We start from the raw sequence: 19,553 nt of genomic DNA, 5'->3' as shown, positions 1-19,553 counted from the left end.
GCATCAAACGTACGGATTTCTCATCATCAATAACCAGTATCTTTTTCATCCTCCCACCTCCTCAGCTTGAGTGTAACCCGACCCCCGCCATTATAATTGGCCAGGATCAATTCGCCACCCATCAGCTCGGTTATCTTACGGGATAAAGCAAGGCCCAGCCCGTAACCGCCGGGTTTGTCCGATTCCATTAGTCCTTCCATTTGCAGTACTTTTTCGCCGAAACCCGGTCCGCGGTCAAAAATCTCTACCCACAACCAGTCTTTTTCTTCTCTAAATTTTACCACCAGCGCTTCCTCTTTTCTTCCCATGACCTGCCAGGCGTTCTGCAGCAGATTTAACAGGACATGACGCAAGGCTTCGCCGTTTGCTAATACCCTGGCCTCTTGCTTGTCCATTTCCACAATTAGGCGTTCCGGCCCGTACTTCCATGCCAGTTCCTCGAATATTTCCTTTATATAAATAGGCTCAACCGGCAAAATTCCGCTCCTGGTATAGGTCAGTAAAATAGCGGCAAACTCCTCAAGACGCCCGCTTTCTTCAACAATGCTCTGTAAATATTCCCTTTTTTCCGGATCAGACTCATCCATTAACAGCAGTTGTCCCAATCCTTTGACCGCAGCCACGGGATTTCGCACTTCATGGGCAATGCCCGCCATGAGCAAACCAATTTCAGCCAGTTTTTCTTTTTTTATATCCTCTTTTTCTTTTTGCAACAAATTCCAGGACATCAACACAAACCCCAGACTAATCCCCAGGCTGGCAATTAGCTGCCAGTAGGACACCCTGCGCAGGCTTTGGGCTGTAATAGGTTCAAACACAATCTGCAACCCTTTTACCCGCGGTCTGTGTTCGCCACTGTTTCCTTCCCCCTCGCCGTCAATCCCGGGCAAGTGAACAGGAACCCAGACCACAAGCCCCTGTTCACCTGGTTCCACATGGGGCAATTTCTCTAACTTTAATGGCCTGGGGTCAATACTGCCTGCTCGTGCCAGCGCCTTTAACTCCCGGTTATATACGACCAATCCGGCTATTTCCCGCTGGCCAACAATACTTAACAACGCCTCATCGAGTTTAACTGGGCCGGATTGACGCAAGCGGTTTTCCACTTGCCAGGCCACTCCGGCTCCCCGTTCCAAATAAATAGACCGAATATGTTCCTCAGTTTGTGCAAATTGGCGCAAACCGAAGAAAAATAAAGTGGCAGCCATAATGGCGACCACCAGCAATAAATAACGTTGAACTTTCGTCATCATTTATCCCCCCAAAAGGGACACTGCCGTCCCAGACACTGGCGATTGCGGGAAAAATAACGACATTTCCAGTCAGCAGCCGCGGGCAGTTCCACCTGCAAAAAGCGGGCAATGGCTTCCCTCCCGGCTGCCAGGGCCAGCAAGGTACAGCGTTTGCAACAACGGGGGCCGCCGGTATCCGCCATTTTCTCTAAAGCCATAGCAGTTGCCCGGTTCGCCCAGGACCACTCTTCCCTTTTCAACGGTGTCGCTCCTGTCAGCACGGAGACAGCAATGCCCACACCGACCCCGGCTCCACAAGCGCCAAAGTAGCCGCAATGTCCACCTGGTACCCTGCTACCCCGTTTGATAGCCTCTTTCACCAGGGCCTCCTTTTCCTCCAGGCCCAGTAAATTAGCCGTTACCGCTACCAGTACCGCTGGCACCAGGGCATGATGTTCCGGTCCATGCATAGCAACCGTGGGGTGTTGCATTAAAAATTCCGCCAGGATTTCAGGCACTGTTTCTGAGGATTTCAGAGTTGTTTCCCGGATCACCCCCAGGGCATCCAGGCCATGGCAACGGTTACAGAGATAGTGCCCGTTAGGACAAGTTATAGCATTCATTTCCTTTTCCCCACAGAAAACACAGGTCTGTTCAACTGTCTGGTCATTATATATCAAGGGCTGACCACAGACAAAACAGGCATCTCTTTGCACAGGTTATTTCCTCCTCTTTTTTTCATCCTGTTCCCTGGACCAGGGAACCTCACAGGCGCCCCCCGCTCAACCGCCGCCAGTACCGCTCTTGGGGAGCATCCATAAAATAAAGAGAACCAGCAAGATGCCCGGTATCAGTTCCAAAAATTTTTCCAAATCTACTCCTCCTTACGCCGACGACTGATGACAAAGCCGGCCGGGCTAGTGCTATTAGCTTCTTTTTCAAGAAAATAGGCCAGGTTTTGCAGTTCCAGGGTCAAATCGGCATAGGCAACCCTCACTGTAGGCGGCAATTGCAGGGCAATAGGAGCAAAGTTCAAAATCCCCCTCACCCCGGCCAGTACCAGTTTTTCAGCCGCCCGCTGGGCCTGATCCTTGGGAACCGCCAGTACCGCCAGCTCCACTCCCATGCCAGCAACTATCTCCTCCATCTTTTCCATGGGATAGATCGGAATTCCCTCTACCGATTGACCGATTTTCTCCGGATCAGTATCAAAATATGCCACCACCCGGTGATTATCCAGAAAATGCTGGTGATATTTGCCAATTCCTAGCCCCAGGTTGCCAGCGCCAACGATTACTAATGCTCGGGGTTTGTCCGCCCCCATCATTTTGCGGATGGAATGGCGCAACTGGCTGACATAGTAACCTACCCCTCGATGACCGAATTCCCCCAGATAGGACAAATCTTTCCGCACCAGCGTATCAGCAATGCCCAGGCGATCCCCTAGTTCCTTAGATGAAACAGTTAATACCCCCATTTCCTCCAGATAGCCCAGACAGCGGGCATAGAGATTGAGTCGTCGGACTACTAGTTCCGGAATCTCTTTATTTTTCATACCGCTCACCCTCCATTGTGAATAAAGGCGGGTGCAAGCACCCTACTACCCCCTTAGGGTATATTATAGCAGATTGTACCGCTTCAATACAAGAGCCGGATCGCAGAAACAGCGTTGCCAGACGGTTTACATTGCCGCCCAGGCTTTCTGTTTTTTCCGCCAGAATCCGCCCCTTTCAGGGCAAATTTGATCATACCAGGCATCATGCCCATCATCCGGCTTAAAGGCATTTCCATACTGAATAGATGCAATTGTGACAAAAAGTGCGATCCAGGGCATAATTAATACCGCCACAGTTTGGGCAATAATTTCTTTCCCATTCGCGGCCTGCAGGTTTTCCTTTTCCAGAACCATAAAAAATTTGGGCCGCAGGTAATCGCCCAGGATGGCGGCACAATCACTGCATTCCAGCACAGTGCTTCCCCCTTTACACCAACCGGATAGCCTGATAAGGGCAATTGGTAATACATTTGCCACAGCCTACACACATGGGATCGACAAAACGAAAATCGTCTTCATCTTCCCTTACAATAGCATAGGCAGGGCATTGTTCCGCGGGAGGGCAGCTCTGACAGTTTTTACAAATAGCAGGATCAAGAAAGGCCCTTTTTGTCGAAGACATCTTCTCCCTCCACCCTACCCTGATAGGGTATATTCTAATCAAATTATATTCTACAAGTTTTTCGCTGTCAATAAGGAAATTCATTCATCCAACCGTGATTTCCGATAGAGCTGAATGAAATTAAGAATAAAACGGATTTCTTTTTCTGTCATATGACAGATCTGGCGCAGGATAGCCTGCACATTTTCTTCCTGTAACAGTTCTCGCAATTGCGGGCTGAAGGTTGTGATAATTTCCTCCGGTTTCTCATTATCCATGACAAAATAACAGGGCGATACCCCCAGTACCTGGGCAATTCGCTCAATGGTGCGGAAAGAGGGCTGGACTTTTCCCTGTTCAATCTGGGCGATCATCCCAGCAGAAACCCCTGCCGCTCCAGCCAGAGCCGCCTGGGTCAAGCCCTGTTCTTCCCGCAGCATGCGCACTTTCAGACCTAAAGCGGCATTTTCATTGAGAAGTGTAGGTACACTCACTTCCAGCACCTGGGCCAGACGCCGCATGGTACTCACTGCCGGTATTACTTTATCCTTTTCAACCTCGCTGATATAGGCCGGAGATAACCCCACCTTTAGCGCCAGTTCTGTTACCGTCCAGCCCTTATTCTTACGGGCCAGCCTTACCCGGTCCCCAAAAGTCAGGCCTTCATCATCCTGGGAAATGTCTACTATCTCCTCACGGGGTACATTCAAGGCACTGGCAATACGCCCCAGGGTTTTCAGTGAAGGCTTTTTCGCTCCCCGTTCTATTTCGCTCAAATAGGAAGGGGATAACCCGGCTTTTGCAGCAAAATCCACCAGGTTATAGCCGCGGGCTTCCCGTAATTCCCGAATTTTGTTGCCATTAATCTGCATCCTCTCTCCCACCCTTTTCGCCAACTTTATATATATTACGTAACTAGTTTACTACTGTTGCTGGTTGGCGTCAATAAAAAAGCTGCAGTTAAGCACTGCAGCTATCTTTCTTAACCTCTGGCTTTTTCCATCAGGTATTTCTCCGCCATGATACCGGCAATAGCTCCATCAGCAGCAGCTGTAACCACCTGGCGGAATTTTTTCACCCGTACATCCCCGGCAGCAAAAACACCAGGCAGATTGGTTTCCATATCTTCATTGGCTTGAATATAACCCCATTCATTCATTTCTACCTGGCCTTTAAACCAGTGGGTCCGGGGCTGGGTGCCAATATAGACGAATACCCCATTGGCAGGAATATCAGTAAGCTCTCCAGTTTTTACATTTTCCACTGTAACTGAAGTGAGGTGTCCTTCTCCGTTAACTTTCCGTACTTCTGAATCCCACACCACTTTAATCTGCGGGTGGTTAAGGGCCTCCTCCTGAGCAATTTTGGAAGCCTGGAAGTGATCAAACTGGTGCACAATAGTAACCTGTTTGGCAAAGCGGGTCAAAAATACCGCTTCTTCTACTGCTGAGTTTCCACCTCCGACAACAATTACATTATCCGCATCCTGATACATAGCCCCATCACAGGTAGCACAGTAGTGAACACCCCGGCCTCTGAATTCTTCTTCCCCTTCAGCCGGCAGTTTTCGCGGTTCCGCCCCGGTAGCGATAATCACTGTCTTGGCGTAATACTCGGTATCTTCTGTACGCACATATTTTCTTTCTCCAGTCAGATCCACCTGGAAAATCTCCTTGAGGTCATGAATTTCCACTCCAAAGGATTTGGCCTGGTTGACCATGTTTTGCATCAATTCGCTACCCCGCACCGTGCCAGGAGTACCGGGATAGTTGGCAATGTGGAAAGTGGTAGCCGCCTGGCCACCTGGCAATCCTTCGTCAACCAGCACAGTGTGCAGTTTGGCCCGGCCGGCATATATGGACGCTGAAAGTCCAGCAGGACCACCGCCCAGGATCAGAACATCACACTCTACCTTGGCCAAACCACCTTCCCTGACACGGGGCCCGGTGATTTCTTCCACAGCCAGGCGCAATTGAGGTTTTGAGATATATCCCGTCAATCGCTTGCCTGCTTCTTCCCCGTTCTTGAAAAACAATACAGTCGGGCTGCCTTTCACTCCCAGCTGATTGGCCAGTTCCCGGTTGCCCTGGCGATAGATTTTCACAAATTTCATCATAGAACCATATTGTTCAGCGATCCGTTCATAACTGGGAGCCAGATATGCACAGGGCGGACAATCTGTGGAATAAAAATCAACTGCTACCGGCAGTTCACTGTGCAATACCTCAGACTCAAATTCAGCTGCACTGATCTCTTTTACAAATTCACTCATTTTTCTTCCTCCTTATACCCCGTATAGGTATTTCCCTGACCTTATTCTACCATTCCGCTCAGCTTACTGTCAACAAAATTTTTGCTTCAAAAAAATTAAAGCCACCTGATCAGGTGGCCTGTTCCAGTTTTCCTAATGCCCGCTCTAATAAACTGCAATCTTCACAACCTGCAGCTGGCCCACCACCCCGGCATTTTTGCAAACAATAGCGGGCCGCCTGCACCAGAATACCCCGTTCCGCTTCCGTCAGCACTACCTGTGGCACAGGTCTCACCTCCGGACTTAGTTTACCCCAGTTTATCCCGGTAATATTCTAAACCAAGGGTATAAAGTTCTTTAATCGGTCTGCAGTCCGGTGCCTGAACCTTGCCAGTTCGACTCCAGGCTACCGCCCCGCATCCCCCGCCGCAAACATGGGCTACGGCACAATCCCGACACTCTGGGATTGTCAGCACATTCCGGGTTTGCCAGAGTCTGACGGCTTCCTGGTCATATATCACTTCCGGCCAGAAAGTGCCCAGCCGATGCTCCGCCCGACCGGCAGTGGCGGTACAACCATAAATATAGCCGTGCAGATCAAAAACCCATTCTTTTTTGGCTGCAGGACAGGTATCAAAAGCCGGTACCAGCATTTCTCCGTTTTCTATCAGGTAACGGATGCCTTTGAAATCCGGCTGATGGAATTTTTGCAAGAGGGGTTCTTTTTTAGCCAGAGCGGCATAAGCAGCCCACATTTCCAGGCGGTTGAACAAATGCTGGGGCCTGGCGTAGCAATCATAAAGTTCATAATTTCTTCCCAGCTGAGTTTTAAACTGGCCAGGAGACAAATCCAACCAGCCCTGTTCCTCCAGATAACGCACCAGGGGCAAGAGGGAAGGTAAATTTTCTTTGTCTACTACTACCCGGAAATTGATGGGGAAACCAGCCGCTACCGCTGCCCTAATTCCTCTCATTATTTCAGCAAAAGTACCCCGACCATCAGCTGTACCCCGACGGGCATCGTGAACTTCCTGGGGCCCATCGATAGTCACCTGGATTTCTTTGATCCTTACCCCACTGGCCTGGAATAATGGAACAAACTGCTCCAGGTCGTACCCATTGGTTACGGCAGCCAGTTCGAAATCATTAGTCTTTGCCTGACGAGCAATATAATCAATAATTTCCAGTTGTCGGGGGCTGGCAATCAGCGGCTCACCGCCAAAGAGAGTAATAAAAGGCCTTGGTTGTTCCTGGCCAAATTTGCTGCTGATATGTCGAAAAAAAGCATCCACAACTTCTTTAGTGATTAATTCTCCCTCTTTCATGCCCTGCTGAAAACAGTAGGTACAGGCCAGGTTACAGGCGTAGGTAGGCACTAACAAAATATGGGTGGGAGAAGTGGCTAATTCCTGCTGAAATTCCCCATATTTATCAGCCAGCAACAGGCTTTCACTGGTGGCATCAGGCAGGATATAACCTCTGTCCTGCAGATAACTCAATAATTCCGGTCCTACCTCTTCCCAGCGACCAGCTGCCGCGGCTTCCAGCTGCGCTCCTTCCTCCGCTGTAGCAAAATCCACCAGCCCCATGAGCGCATTGACCAGGGCATATTCCTTGCCCTCGAACAAAGGCAAAATCTGGTTATATTTACTCCAGTACATGCTTGCCCTCCTTGACGGCAAGCAGCCGACAGGACAGCTTAGCTGTCACTGCCGGCTCCTGCCTTAAACTGGATTAGTCGTGGCAACCAGCCACCACTTTGGATTGTTTGGAACAGCACTGAGCCAGGTTCAGGGCTCCGCTGCAGCACTTTTTCTCCTGTTTTTTGGTTACAGGACGCATAGTGTCACCTCCCTTCCCTGCCTTTACTGGCACGCAGGGTCAAACTAGCAAAAGGATACCCGTTCTTCAGGTATTCTCGCCGTTTGAGGATAACTATTTGCTGGAAACCAGCCGCCTCAATGGCTGCCAGATATTCCTCTTCCGTAATGGCTCCTCCCCAGCAATCGGCCCAGGCCTGTGGATCCTGTTTTACTTCCTCCGGCAGTGGTACCAGCGAGACAGCATCACTGATTACCATTCTGCCTCCCGGCTTCAGAACCCGGGCGATTTCCCGGTAGGCCCGAAATTTATCGTGGACATGGTTAATCACACAGTTGCTGAGCACACAGTCAAAAGTTGCCTCCGGAAAAGGCAGCCGGGTCAGGTCACCTTGAATAAATTCACATTCCTCTGCTTTCTCCTCCTGGCGGGCAGCTGCTCGCGCCTGTTCCAGCATGGCTGGAGTCAAATCCAGACCAACCGCTTTGCCTCCTGGCCTGACCAGGTCTACAGCCCGCAGCACATCAGCACCACGACCGCAACCAAGGTCCAGTACCCACTCACCTGGTTGTAAATCAGCCAGCTCCAGATTGGAACCACAGCTCAGATTGGAGCAAGCTGTTGCTTCTCTGGTATAACGCTGAATGATTTCTTTCTCCATACCGTTACCCCCTCCGGGTATCAACAGCTATATTATAACATTTTTTCGCTGAAAATGTCAAAAGCGATTTTAATTTTTGGACATACTAATAGTGTAAATCCGGACAAGGAGGTTAGTCCTATGCGCCAAATTCGTTTTATTATCTTAATTGTATTGCTGATGCCTGTACTTTTTGCCTGTACCCCCCAGCGCAAGCCCAAACCAGCCGAACCACCACCTCTGGCCCAGCTGCCCACGCCAGTAGAAGACTTGCCCCTGGATATTATGGGTACTGCTGATGCCTACGCACGGGCGATCGCCAAAAACCAGCTGGATAAAGCCAAAAAAATGAGCAGTCCCGCCAACCGCCGCTGGCTGGAGGTTAGTTATCCGGCTGCCCTGCAAAAAATAGCGCGCCAGTATAAAGTAGGAACAATCCGCTTCAATCGCGCTGATTTTGAAGCGGCTTTACTGGAAGGAGATTCCTATGAGCGGCTGGTGGTAACCCACAGTCTCTTTTTCCCCATTGGACCAGCAGGCACCGGTCAAGTCTACCTTAAGTTTCGTATAACTAAAGTGGGTAAAAAATATCTAGTCCAGTCCACTGAGTTACTGAGCAAACTCCCCACCCCACCACCAGGTCAATAAGTTCAGGATTTGATCTGACTTAATTCACTGGCAAAGTCCGCTGCCATCCGTCCCTGACGAATGGCAGCAGCTATTTTTTGCAATCTGGCCCGGTTTTCCGGGCTACTGGTTATGATCACCTCTTGCCAGCCGGGTTCCTGTTCCTTGACTATCTTCCTGATTTTCTGCTCGCTTTCCGGCGTCAGTTCAGGAACAGCGATATAGATCCGGTTATGCCAGATAACTACCACCGGTTGTTCTATCCCCGGTTTTTTTGCCAGGAATTGTTCCCAGGCGGCAGCAGCCTGAGCCCCATCAGCCGGAGTGGCCGGAGCCTTCCCCGCGGTACCTGCTCTCCCCAGGGGATGAGGCGGCAGGGGCAGCTGAGGTGCCGGATTTTCCGGTCTCAATCCCACTTTTCGCTGAGGTTGCTGCAGCAGGTTTTCTGCCCCTCGCGGTAATCCCGCATCACGGTAGAGATAAAAAAAGGCAAGGCCAGTAAATAGAATTAGCGCTAAAAAGAGGGGTAAACCCTTTTTCATTGTCAGTCCTCCTTGTTCCTTTTGTGTTTTATTTTAACCGCAACTACCCACTGTCAACTCATACGAGTCTTTTCAGCATGCCCTAATAAATACAAAAAAACGTGGGCTGGGATTCGCATAATAGGTATTCTGGTAGGATGAGGCATCACGCCGAAATCCTTCGGCCTTTTGGTTACGACAATGGCAGCAACTATTTCGCCTTACTCATCGTCGTAATATTAATAATTTGAGATGAGTTAAAACACAGGTATAGGAACACTTTCTCCAGAACTGCCGCATTACGGATGTTAAATAGCGACGGAATGTCTCGCTTTAATACCTTATCCACTACATCTTCCCGTAGCATCCTCTGGGCATAATAATCGTCTTTCGACAAGGCAAGTTCAGGGAAACCGCCTACCGTCAGATAACTGAAAATGCTTCTGTATAATTTATGCAAATTATATAACTTGTATTTACTTTTTTATCTAAAAAACAAAACCGGAAACGCCCTCTGCGCTTCCGGTCTTGTTTTTTAGAACAGGATTTCCCGCTTTACATTTTTAACCGAGGCAGTTCCGGTCAAAAGCATAGTCTGAACCAGTTCGCCTTTCATTTTGTTGAGCAGGAAGGCAACTCCTTCCTGACCGCCCCCAAAAGCTCCCACTACCAGAGGACGGCCTACCAGAACGGCATCTGCCCCCAGGGCCAGCAGTTTCAGGACATCGGCCCCGCTGCGTACTCCCCCATCGGCAAAAATCAGCACTTTGCCCTTGACCCGGCTGGCGATTTCCGGCAATACTTCGGCAGCTCCCGGTGTGAAATCCAGTACCCTTCCACCATGATTGGAAACTACTATGGCTTTAGCTCCTGCCTCCACAGCCAGTTCTGCCTCTTCCGGAGTCATGATGCCCTTGAGAATGAAGGGCAATGTTGTAGCCTGTACCAGCTCTTTGATTTCCGCCAGGGTTTTGGGGCCTACCGGTTGCCCTTTGAGGGCCATGGTGATCAGGCCAGCGCCATCTATATCCACACCAACAGCCAGCGCCCCGGCTGCCTCTGCCTGGCGGATGCGCTTGATGATTTCCTCCTGGGCCCGCGGTTTGATAATGGCAATGCCTTTCCCCTGGTGTCTGGCAATGGCTTTCAGGCCGCTGTCATACATGGTCGGGTCAGCTCCATCCCCGCTCATGCCCAGCGTACCGGCTTGCAACGACCCGGCAATAATATACTCGATAAATTCTTCCTCGGTTAACTGGCCACCCATATTATAAGGAGTGCCGGTCATGGGTGCTGCCAGTACTGGTAGGGCCAGTTTTTCTCCCCATAGCTCCAGGGTAGTATCTGGCTCTTTAACTTCATGAATAGTCCGCATGTTGAAGCGATAGGCTGCCAGGGCCTCCAGATTGGCTCGAAAAGCACTACCAGTGCCCAGACCTCCCATCCCTGGCACTTCACCGGCACAGGCCCGCCCATCACAAACCGGACAAACCCGGCAATAGCCCTGTAATTTTTCCCTGGCGTTTTTTCTGATAGCTGCCAAGTCCATTTTTCTTTCCCTCCAGTCTAGCAATTATTCTTTGATCTTTTTGGCCAGTTCCGCCTCAGCAAAAAGGAGATGATCCAGCATGGCCCGCTCCGCCGCCTGGGGCTGTTTGTTCCGGATGGCATCATAAATGCGGCGGTGCTGTTCCATTAGCTTTTCCCCGTTTCCCGGAGTCAGGAACAACTGCTTGCGGGCCGCTACTATTGCACTGTGAAAGGAGTCGGAAATGGTACGCATCAATCGCACCAGCCAACCGTTATGGGTGGCTTCGGCAATGGCATAATGAAAGGCGGTATCACTAACTTCCCCTTTCTCGAAATCTGCCACATTATCTTCCATCTGTTTCAGCGCTTCTTCTATCTTCTGGATTTCCTCCGGTGTAGCCCGTTCCGCAGCCAAACGCGCTGCCGCCGTTTCGAATATTTTCCGCACTTCATAAATTTCAAAGAAATTGCCCCGCTCGATGGAGAGAAACATGGCCAGGGGCTGGATGATGGCGTCACTACAGGCTTCCCGCACAAAGGTGCCCTCACCGGTGCGTATTTCCACAAAACCCATCATTTCCAGGGCTCTGAGGGCTTCCCTCACCGAAGCCCGGCTGACTTGCAGTTTTTCCGCTAATTCCCGTTCGGACAGGAGTTTATCTCCCGGTTTCAAATCGCCTTCCGCCATCAAATCCCTGATCTGTTCGACAATTTCCTCATATATTTTTTTGGGCTTGATAGGCCGAAATTCCATAACTTTACCCCCTGCAAGAACAGAATATTAAAATATTTTCTACACAAGCGGGGCAAGTTCCTTCAGACGCAGGGGATTTTTTATTTTAATTTTTCCGCAAGAAGTTCAGCTGTATGCTTGACCCGAATCCCTTCCCCTTGTTTATCGAAACCGCCGGCAATCTGCATCACACAGCCAGGACAATCCATGGCCACGGTGGTAGCGCCGGTGTTCTTGATATTCTGCAATTTCCTTTGCAGAATGGGGGCAGAGATTTCCGGGAATTTAAGGGAATAAGACCCCCCCATACCGCAGCACATATCGGCTTCGAACATTTCCGCCAGCTGGTATCCAGCTTTTTGCAACAGTTCCCGTGGTTGCTGCCATACCTTCAGGGTTCGTTTTAAATGGCAGGAGTCGTGGTATGTCACCTTTTCCAGTGTCTCGCCTTCCAGCAGAGTCAGCCGTCCTTCATCCACCAATTTTTTCACCAGACTTGAGAAATCCACCGTTTTAGCTGCCAGTTCTCTGGCCCGGGACAACCATTCCTGCCGCCCCTGGGTTTCCAGGGTGCTGATGAATTCATGTTTTAAGGCCGCGGTACAGGTAGGACAGGCGGAAACCACATAACTTGCCTCGGTTGACAGCAGGGCTTTCAGGTTATCCACTGCATTCTGGGCCGCTACTTCGAAAGCCCCGTTGTAGCGGGCCGGCGCTCCGCAGCAGGTCTGCCCTTCCGGAAAAACTACTTCTATTCCTGCTTTGTTCAATACCTTGATGACCGCTTCTCCCATCTGCGGATAGGCGAAATCAATCAGGCAGCCAGCATAAAAAACTGCTTTTTCCCTGGCAGGGGTTTGTTTAATCTGCTTCACCCGGTCTCGCAACGGCGTTTCAGCAATGGTGGGTAAACTGCGAAACTCAGCCAGCCCGGAGAAAAACAGAGGTAAATGCCGGATAAAACCTCCCCTGGCAAAGGGTTTTTGCGCCAGGGATGCTGCCCGCAACAGGGAATGAAAGAGGCGGCGATTGCTTAATACCCCGGAAAAGATGGCCTTCTGAGTCAGGGATTGCCCCTCTTCCTTGACCAGCCGCCGCCGGATTTCCACAATCAATTCCGGGATATCGATTTTGCCCGGACAGACTTCCCGGCAGCGTCCACACATGATACAAAGGCCCTGAATTTCTTCCGATTTCTTCAGCTCATCAAACCAGGCTGTCAAGATGGTGCCAATGCCACCAGCATAAACATGCCCGAAAACGTGGCCCCCTACCAACCGGTAAACAGGACAAACATTGAGACAGGAAGCGCAGCGGATACACTGCAGAGCTTCCTTGAATTTGGGATCCCGGGCCATTTCCGAGCGGCGATTATCCATGAGGATGATGTGCAGTTCTTTTCCCGACCCGTCGGGATTGGGGGTGGACCCGGTGATCATGGAAACATAGCTGGTCAGCAATTGCCCGGTAGCACTGCGGGGCAGCGCCTGCAGAATCGGAGCTATATCGGTAAAAGAGGGAACCAGTTTTTCCAGCCCTACTATGGCCACATGGATGCGGGGCAAAGTAGTGACCAGCCGGGCATTCCCTTCATTGGTCACCAGCACCAGGGTGCCCGTTTCCGCTACTGCTATATTGGCCCCGGAAATGCCCATATCCGCTGCCAGAAAATACTGGCGCAGTTCCTGGCGGGCCACCTTGACCAGGCGCGGAATATCACTGGTAAGGCGTTCCTGAACTTCTTTGCTGAACAAATCCGCCACTTCTTCTTTGGTCATGTGAATTGCTGGCATCACCATATGAGAGGGCTTTTGGCCAGCTAGCTGGATAATCCATTCCCCCAGGTCAGTCTCCTTCACTGTCAGTCCGGCCTGTTCCAGATAGGGATTGAGGTGAATCTCCTCAGAGGCCATGGACTTGGATTTGACCACCAGTTTGACTCCCTTTTCCCGGGCCAGGTTTAATATATATTCCTTTACCGCCTGGGGACTGCTGGTCCGAAAGACTTTTGCTCCCCTGGCTTCCGCCTCTCGCTGAAACTGCTGGGCCAGCTCTTCCAGCCGTTCAGCCGCTCCTCCCTTGATTTCGGCTATACGACTGCGCAAACCTTCAAAATCAATTCCTTCATAGGCTTTGGCCCGGCTGATGACATAGGCCTCGGAAAACCGACCCAGCGCTCCGGTCAGATTGGGATTGTGCAGGGCCTGTTCAATCGACTGTTTAAATTGCTCGGTCATTAGTTGCCACCTCCCAGATCGTCCACCAGCACAATCACCAGTCGTCCAGGTCCATGCACCCCGATGGTCAGTACCCGCTCGATATCAGCGGTACGACTGGGACCGGTAATAAACGCCAGGTAGCTGGCTTCAGTGGGCTTAACCCGGGGCAGGAGAGTGCCCATGTCCGGCAGAATCTGCCGGGTCCCCAGAATAGCCAGGTGAATTTCCGGCAGAGTGGAAACCAGTCTTTGCTCCACCTGAGTAGCAACCTGTACCAGAGTACCAGTGTCCGCCAGACCCCAGTCCATTTGACTGATACCAATCCGCGCCTGGGCGGCCAGTTCCTTAGTGCAGGCGAATTTCAGGCCAGGAATTTTTTCCTCAAGAGCACTTAAGTCCATTCCCTGAATCAGGGGCGAATCTGCCCAGAACGCATAAGCTCCAGGTCTGTTTGCCACCCCCTCCTGTACCAGGAAAGTTAAAATGAAATCCAGAGCTTCTGTCTGACTGGCAAAACGATAAACTTCTGCCCCCACAGCTTCAGCCCGGGTCTTAAAAGCTTCCCACACAGCTATTTTCCTCCTTTTTCCTTCCGGTAGGACTCAGCCAGGAGCGAAATATAGTGGACTACCTCCTGACCCTTGCCAAACTGATTGATACCATCGGCAAGATGCATCATACAGGCCGGGCAGCCGGTAATCACTTCTTCTGCCCCGGTCTGACTGGCATCCGCAATTTTGCGCTGGTTAATTTCCATAGAAGTTTCATAATGGGTTAAGCTAAAAGAACCGCCACTACCACAACAGGCATCGGGCTTGTTCATCTCCTTCAGTTCCACCCCAGGAATCGCCCGCAGGATTTCCCTCGGTTCCTGATAAACCTTCATGGTCTTTTTCAAATGACAGGGGTCGTGATAGGTTACTGTTACATTTATTTCTCCCTGAGGTTTGCGGTAGTTGATAACTCTGGTTAAAAAGGTAGAAATATCATAAGTGCGGCTGCTCCAGTATTCGGCTTTAGGTCCATATATGGGGTCATCCCCCAGCAATTCCTTGAATTCATGCTGCCAGGAACCCCCGCAGGAGCCACAGGCAGTAATAATATAATCAGCACCACAATCGGAAAAAGCTTCCAGATTCTTGCGGGCCAGTTCCCTGGCTGTTGCCACATCCCCGTGCACAAAGGTTGCAATGCCGCAACAGCACTGGTCCCTGGGAATTACTACTTCCACCCCGTTTTCTTTCAGTACTTCTATAACATCATGACCGATCTGGGGGTAAATATAATTGATCGAACAACCGGTGAAGAAAGCCACCCGCAATGGCTTTTCCCCTTCTTTGCTGGCAGACACCAGAGCCGGAACCTGGCTGCGGAAAGGAACTGGAGCCAGGGCAGGCAAGATTCGCTTCATACTTAAACCCATGCGAAAACGGGGATAGTAGGCTTTCTTTTCCGGATGGCGGCGGAAAACCAGGCCCTGAAAACTGCCGCCCAGACGCATACCCAGATCAAATAAACCCTGTTTTTTCAAGGCTGCAAAAATGGCTTTTTTCAGCGGGTGTAACCCCTTCTGTCGGGCGATCTCCGCCCGCAAGGCCAGGATAATGCGGTCAAACTTTACACCACAGGGACAATTCTGCATACAGGATTTACAAACCAGACAGTTAAACAGTTTGTGGATTAAATCTTCATCCTGCAGGTCCAAATCTCCTGCCAGCAAAGCCTCTGCCAGGGTGATTTTCCCCCGGGCTACCCCGGCTTCCGTTTTCTCGGTGATATATATAGGACAGACTGCCATACAATTACCGCATTTCATGCATTTGGCCAGTTCCGGTTTAACCTGTTGCAAATCATCGTAAAGTGTAGCCATGGCAGTTACTCCCCTTTCAATGGGACCATTTTGCCGGGGTTGAGCAGATAATCAGGATCCAGGGCCTCTTTTACCCGACGCATTAAGGCCAACCCTGGCTGACCCAGTTCATCCTTAAGGTACTTCATTTTGGCTATACCGATCCCGTGCTCTCCCGATAAAGTTCCGCCCATGCTGAGGGCAGCAGCAAAAATCTCGTCCACCGCCTGATGGACTCTGGTCATCTCCTCTTGATTGCTGGCATCCGCCAGAATGGTGGGATGCAAATTGCCATCACCGGCATGTCCAAAAGTACCGATATTCAGCCGATACTTTTCGGCAATTTTTTGAATTGCCAGCAGCATGTCGGTAATTCGCGTCCGGGGAACAGTTGCATCTTCCAGCACTGTAGTCGGACTGAGCTGGGCTAGAGCTGGCAATGCTGCCCGCCGGGCTGCCCACAGTTGTTCCCGTTCCTGGTCAGTGGCAGCCATCCGCACCTTACCATTATTTTCCTGGATTACCCGCAGAACCACCTGAGCTTCTGCTTCTACCAATTCCGGTACCATCCCATCTACTTCTATCAGTAATAACGCCTCTACATCGGTTGGCAAACCGACTTTAGCGTAATTTTCTACAGTTTCAATCGTCTTTTTATCCATAATTTCCAGGGTTGCCGGAATCACATGATTTCTAATAATCCCGGAAACGGTGTTACCGGCGTCCTCCAGACGATCAAAGAGGGCTAACAGGGAACGACGATATTTGGGCGCCGGAATCAATTTTACCGTAATTTCAGTTATAATGCCCAGAGTACCCTCTGAACCTACAAACAGAGAGGCAAAATCATAGGCAGTCACATTTTTCACTGTTTTCCCACCAAATCGTACCACTTCACCACTGGCCAGTACTACTTCCATACCCATGACATAGTGTTTGGTCACCCCGTACTTTAAGCCACGTAATCCGCCGGAACACTCGGAAACCGAGCCGCCCATGGTGGCAGTAGCCACTGTCCCGGGATCGGGGGGATAAATCAGACCAAATTTAGCCACCGCATTGTTCAGATCCTGGATAATGACCCCCGGCTGAACGGTGGCCGTTAAGTTATCGGCATCCACTTCCAGAATAGCATTCATCCGCTGGAAGGAAAGAACTATCCCCCTTTTCAAGGGAATGGTGCCACCACTCAGGTTTGTCCCGGCTCCCCGGGGATAGATAGCCAGCTGGTTCGACCGGGCCAGTTCTACTATCCGCTTTACTTCCTCCGTAGTTGCCGGCAAGACCACCACATCAGGTAACTGGCGGGGCATATCAGCAGTAGCATCATAACTGTAAGTGATCAGGTCAGTTTTTTTGGTCAGGACATTCTGGGTACCGACTATTTCCTGCAATTGCTCCAGTATCTTATGCTCCAGCATGTTTTCTCCTCCTTGTTATTAAGGTCTGATGGTCTGACCACACTAAAGGGAAGAGACAGGGAGCTTTTCCTCCCTGTCCGCCATCACAACTTACGCTGTCTTTTTCCGGTTCATGACCAGAACCAGGATAAAAACGAGAGCAACCAGTGCCACTGTATACCCCAGGTAAGTCGCACCCAGAGTCGGGAATACTTTTTGAGCAGCTGCAGCAGCCGCTGCTTCTACCATTTTATACTTGGGAATCATCCAGGTCAGTACATATGCCTGCAAGGTTACAAAAACACCGATAATGGTGGCAAAAATCAAGGAATGTTTAACCGTAAAGCGGAAGAGATCGGCTTCATGTCCAACCAGACCAACGGCAGCAGTAGCAACTGCGATGGACTGGGGAGAAATCATCTTACCGGTAACCCCACCCGAAGTATTGGCGGCCACTGTGACCACCGGGTCAACGCCGATTTTATCGGCCGTAACTGCTTGCAGTTTGCCAAACAGAGCATTGGCCGAGGTATCGGAACCGGTAATGAATACACCCAGCCAGCCCAGGAAAGGTGCAAAGAAGGGGAAGAATTTACCGGTTGCTGCTAAAGCTGTACCCATGGTAATGGACATACCAGAGAAGTTGGCAATATAGGCAAAGCCCAGAACGGAAGCTATGGTCAAAATAGGATAACGCAGAGTCTTCAGGGTTTCAAAGAAGGTTTTGATCCCTTCGGAAATAGGCATGCCCAGCATAATGATGGAAACAAAAGCCGAAATCAGGATAGCCGTACCTGCTGCACTCAGATAATTGAGCTTAAAGATCGCTTCCATAGGTTTTTCGCCTTTGATGATCATATTATGCAGGCCAGGAATTTCAAACTTGACCAGACCGAAATAATCCAGAGCATCTTTAACCGGCTTCAAGCCCCAGGCTGTGATGAAGATGGTCAGAATGATAAAGGGAGCCCAGGCTTTCAAAACCTGCCCGGCACTATACTGCAATTTTTCTTTCCCCAGGCTGGGGGCTTCATCAGCAAAGCGCCAGGTTGTGGGCGGCTTCCAGACTTTGAGAAAAGCAGCCAGAGCGACAATGGATACCAGAGATGCAATAATATCCGGCAACATCGGGCTCAGGTAGTTAGCAGAATACCACTGGGCTATGGCAAAGGAAGCTCCGCTGACCAGCACCGCCGGCCAGACTTCCACCATCTTCTTCCATCCAGCCATCAGTATAATCAGGTAAAAAGGTACCATCACAGACAGGAACGGCAAAGTCCGGCCTACCATCTGGCTAATCGCCATCGCATCAATCCCGGTTACCTGTCCAGCTACGATTATAGGAATACCCACACCGCCAAAGGCTACTGGTGCAGTATTGGCGATCAAACAAATCCCGGCAGCATAGAGGGGGTTAAAGCCCAGACCGACCAGCATCGCACCGGAGATAGCCACCGGTGTACCGAAACCAGCTGCCCCTTCCAGGAAGGCACCAAAGGAAAAAGCAATCAATAAGGCCTGTAAACGCCGGTCATCGGTAATGGAGGCGATGGAGTTTTTAATGATTTCAAATTGACCGGTTTTAACAGTAATGTTGTAGAGATAAACAGCAGTAACAACTATCCAGGCAATGGGGAACAGACCATAAAGCATACCATAGCCAGTTGAGAGAAGGGCCAGTTTAGCAGGCATGCCGTAACCGAAAATCGCTACCAGTACCGCCAGAATAACTGTTGTGACCCCGGCGATATGCCCCTTCATCCGCTTGACAGCCAGAGCCCAGAACATATAGAGAATGGGCACAGCTGCCATCAATGCAGAGAGGCCGATGTTGTTTAAAGGATCAATCACCATTTTCCAGGTCATAATTTTTTACCTCTCCTTTCCAATTTTGTGCCAGCGTTTTCATTATAACTAGTTTGTCTTTTTCCCCCTTCATTTCACCCCCGGCTTAAAAATCGCTTATTATCAGGCTTTCAGACCTGTCATCTTGTTTGATGGACTATTGGCCTGACCACTTTGCCATTAACATATTCGACAACTTTATCACAATTCCTGCTGAAAGAAGCAAATTTTTTGATAATTTCAAAAGTTATTTTTAGTACAAATTCAGTAAAAAATAAGAGGGCACTTGCCCCCTTATTTTTTCTCTAATTGCTGAAAGCGAACATAGATTATGTTTTCTTCCCGCCTGATTCTTTCTCCCAAAGTCGCATATAAACGGCCAAAATCCCGCGCAAATTCGATCCCGGCCCCACCCTGGGCGTATTTCTGAAAAAACTCCATAGCCAGCCGCGAAATCTCATCCATGTCTTTGGCGAATAACTCCAGAGTCTGGCGCAAAGAGATATCAACCTCTGCTGCTCGCCGTAGATGGGGATAAAGTTCCCTGTCTTCTCTCTGTAGATGGTGCAGTAGCAGGTTTTTGACTTCCAGAAGCTTATCCCGTCCTTCTTTACTGGATATGCCCACTTCCTTAATTTTGTTCAGGGTCGCCAGAATCACAGCATGATCACTTTTCAAAGCATCTACCAACCCGGCCATTTCAACCACCTCACAGCACTTTTTTATATT

The 19,553-nt window shown here is 50.2% G+C and carries 20 protein-coding genes; 1 reads left to right on the top strand and 19 read right to left on the bottom strand.

Translation table 11 applies throughout. The annotated features are described in order from the left end of the window. Window positions 1–26: 26 nt before the first annotated feature. From JDF658_RS03220 to JDF658_RS03180, 10 genes are all read right to left on the bottom strand, one after another. Window positions 27–1,250 (bottom strand): HAMP domain-containing sensor histidine kinase, encoded by a 1,224-nt coding sequence (locus tag JDF658_RS03220; protein ID WP_159446543.1) that lies wholly within the window; start codon window positions 1,248–1,250, stop codon window positions 27–29. Further along, on the bottom strand, window positions 1,250–1,948 hold the full coding sequence (locus JDF658_RS03215; protein WP_079906457.1) for a DUF5714 domain-containing protein: 699 nt from the start codon (window positions 1,946–1,948) through the stop codon (window positions 1,250–1,252). The genes JDF658_RS03220 and JDF658_RS03215 overlap by 1 nt, the downstream gene beginning before the upstream one ends. A 158-nt stretch (window positions 1,949–2,106) precedes the next feature. After that, window positions 2,107–2,787 (bottom strand): redox-sensing transcriptional repressor Rex, encoded by a 681-nt coding sequence (locus JDF658_RS03210; protein ID WP_079906456.1) that lies wholly within the window; start codon window positions 2,785–2,787, stop codon window positions 2,107–2,109. A 126-nt stretch (window positions 2,788–2,913) separates the two neighbouring features. After that, window positions 2,914–3,201, bottom strand: coding sequence for a hypothetical protein (locus JDF658_RS03205; protein ID WP_079906455.1), 288 nt, complete (start codon window positions 3,199–3,201; stop codon window positions 2,914–2,916). Between the two features lie 13 nt (window positions 3,202–3,214). After that, window positions 3,215–3,409: a 4Fe-4S dicluster domain-containing protein gene (locus tag JDF658_RS03200; RefSeq protein WP_159071839.1), complete on the bottom strand. Its 195-nt coding sequence runs from the start codon at window positions 3,407–3,409 to the stop codon at window positions 3,215–3,217. 80 nt (window positions 3,410–3,489) lie between these two features. Next, entirely contained in the window at window positions 3,490–4,260 is a 771-nt protein-coding gene (locus JDF658_RS03195; RefSeq protein ID WP_079906454.1) for a helix-turn-helix domain-containing protein, read from the bottom strand. Window positions 4,261–4,370: 110 nt separating this feature from the next. Then, window positions 4,371–5,660, bottom strand: a complete 1,290-nt coding sequence (trxB, locus tag JDF658_RS03190) for a thioredoxin-disulfide reductase (protein WP_079906453.1) — start codon at window positions 5,658–5,660, stop codon at window positions 4,371–4,373. A gap of 109 nt (window positions 5,661–5,769) precedes the next feature. After that, window positions 5,770–5,925 carry a hypothetical protein gene (locus JDF658_RS14365; protein ID WP_159071838.1) on the bottom strand — a complete coding sequence of 52 codons (156 nt, stop codon included), beginning with the start codon at window positions 5,923–5,925 and terminating at the stop codon, window positions 5,770–5,772. A 22-nt stretch (window positions 5,926–5,947) separates the two neighbouring features. After that, window positions 5,948–7,300 (bottom strand): radical SAM/SPASM domain-containing protein, encoded by a 1,353-nt coding sequence (locus JDF658_RS03185; RefSeq protein ID WP_079906452.1) that lies wholly within the window; start codon window positions 7,298–7,300, stop codon window positions 5,948–5,950. 185 nt (window positions 7,301–7,485) lie between these two features. After that, window positions 7,486–8,121, bottom strand: coding sequence for a methyltransferase domain-containing protein (locus JDF658_RS03180; RefSeq protein ID WP_078665105.1), 636 nt, complete (start codon window positions 8,119–8,121; stop codon window positions 7,486–7,488). Between the two features lie 120 nt (window positions 8,122–8,241). Here JDF658_RS03180 and JDF658_RS03175 point away from each other — a divergent pair, with 120 nt between their 5' ends. Then, window positions 8,242–8,748, top strand: a complete 507-nt coding sequence (locus tag JDF658_RS03175; protein ID WP_078665106.1) for a hypothetical protein — start codon at window positions 8,242–8,244, stop codon at window positions 8,746–8,748. Between the two features lie 2 nt (window positions 8,749–8,750). Here the strand turns inward: JDF658_RS03175 and JDF658_RS03170 are convergent, their stop codons facing one another. From JDF658_RS03170 to JDF658_RS03125, 9 genes are all read right to left on the bottom strand, one after another. After that, window positions 8,751–9,269 (bottom strand): YhcN/YlaJ family sporulation lipoprotein, encoded by a 519-nt coding sequence (locus JDF658_RS03170; RefSeq protein WP_079906451.1) that lies wholly within the window; start codon window positions 9,267–9,269, stop codon window positions 8,751–8,753. Window positions 9,270–9,783: 514 nt separating this feature from the next. Beyond that, complete coding sequence (locus JDF658_RS03160) at window positions 9,784–10,797, bottom strand: alpha-hydroxy-acid oxidizing protein (RefSeq protein WP_079906450.1); 1,014 nt, start codon at window positions 10,795–10,797, stop codon at window positions 9,784–9,786. Between the two features lie 24 nt (window positions 10,798–10,821). Next, on the bottom strand, window positions 10,822–11,532 hold the full coding sequence (locus tag JDF658_RS03155; protein ID WP_078665109.1) for a FadR/GntR family transcriptional regulator: 711 nt from the start codon (window positions 11,530–11,532) through the stop codon (window positions 10,822–10,824). A gap of 80 nt (window positions 11,533–11,612) precedes the next feature. Beyond that, window positions 11,613–13,748 (bottom strand): L-lactate dehydrogenase (quinone) large subunit LdhH, encoded by a 2,136-nt coding sequence (gene ldhH, locus JDF658_RS03150; RefSeq protein ID WP_078665110.1) that lies wholly within the window; start codon window positions 13,746–13,748, stop codon window positions 11,613–11,615. Continuing rightward, complete coding sequence (locus tag JDF658_RS03145) at window positions 13,748–14,299, bottom strand: lactate utilization protein (protein WP_078665111.1); 552 nt, start codon at window positions 14,297–14,299, stop codon at window positions 13,748–13,750. Before JDF658_RS03145 ends, ldhH begins: the two co-directional genes overlap by 1 nt. Window positions 14,300–14,301: 2 nt before the next feature. After that, window positions 14,302–15,600, bottom strand: a complete 1,299-nt coding sequence (locus JDF658_RS03140; RefSeq protein WP_079906449.1) for a (Fe-S)-binding protein — start codon at window positions 15,598–15,600, stop codon at window positions 14,302–14,304. 5 nt (window positions 15,601–15,605) lie between these two features. Further along, window positions 15,606–17,000, bottom strand: a complete 1,395-nt coding sequence (locus JDF658_RS03135; RefSeq protein ID WP_079906448.1) for an FAD-binding oxidoreductase — start codon at window positions 16,998–17,000, stop codon at window positions 15,606–15,608. A 90-nt stretch (window positions 17,001–17,090) separates the two neighbouring features. Further along, entirely contained in the window at window positions 17,091–18,845 is a 1,755-nt protein-coding gene (locus JDF658_RS03130) for an L-lactate permease (protein WP_078665114.1), read from the bottom strand. A 273-nt stretch (window positions 18,846–19,118) separates the two neighbouring features. Then, window positions 19,119–19,523, bottom strand: coding sequence for a hemerythrin domain-containing protein (locus JDF658_RS03125; RefSeq protein WP_078665115.1), 405 nt, complete (start codon window positions 19,521–19,523; stop codon window positions 19,119–19,121). Between the last annotated feature and the right edge of the window lie 30 nt (window positions 19,524–19,553).

Source organism: Carboxydocella sp. JDF658, assembly GCF_002049395.1.
Classification (GTDB): Bacteria; Bacillota.
Note: the sequence above shows the minus strand (reverse complement) of the source record. Positions and strands in the feature narration are given on the sequence as shown.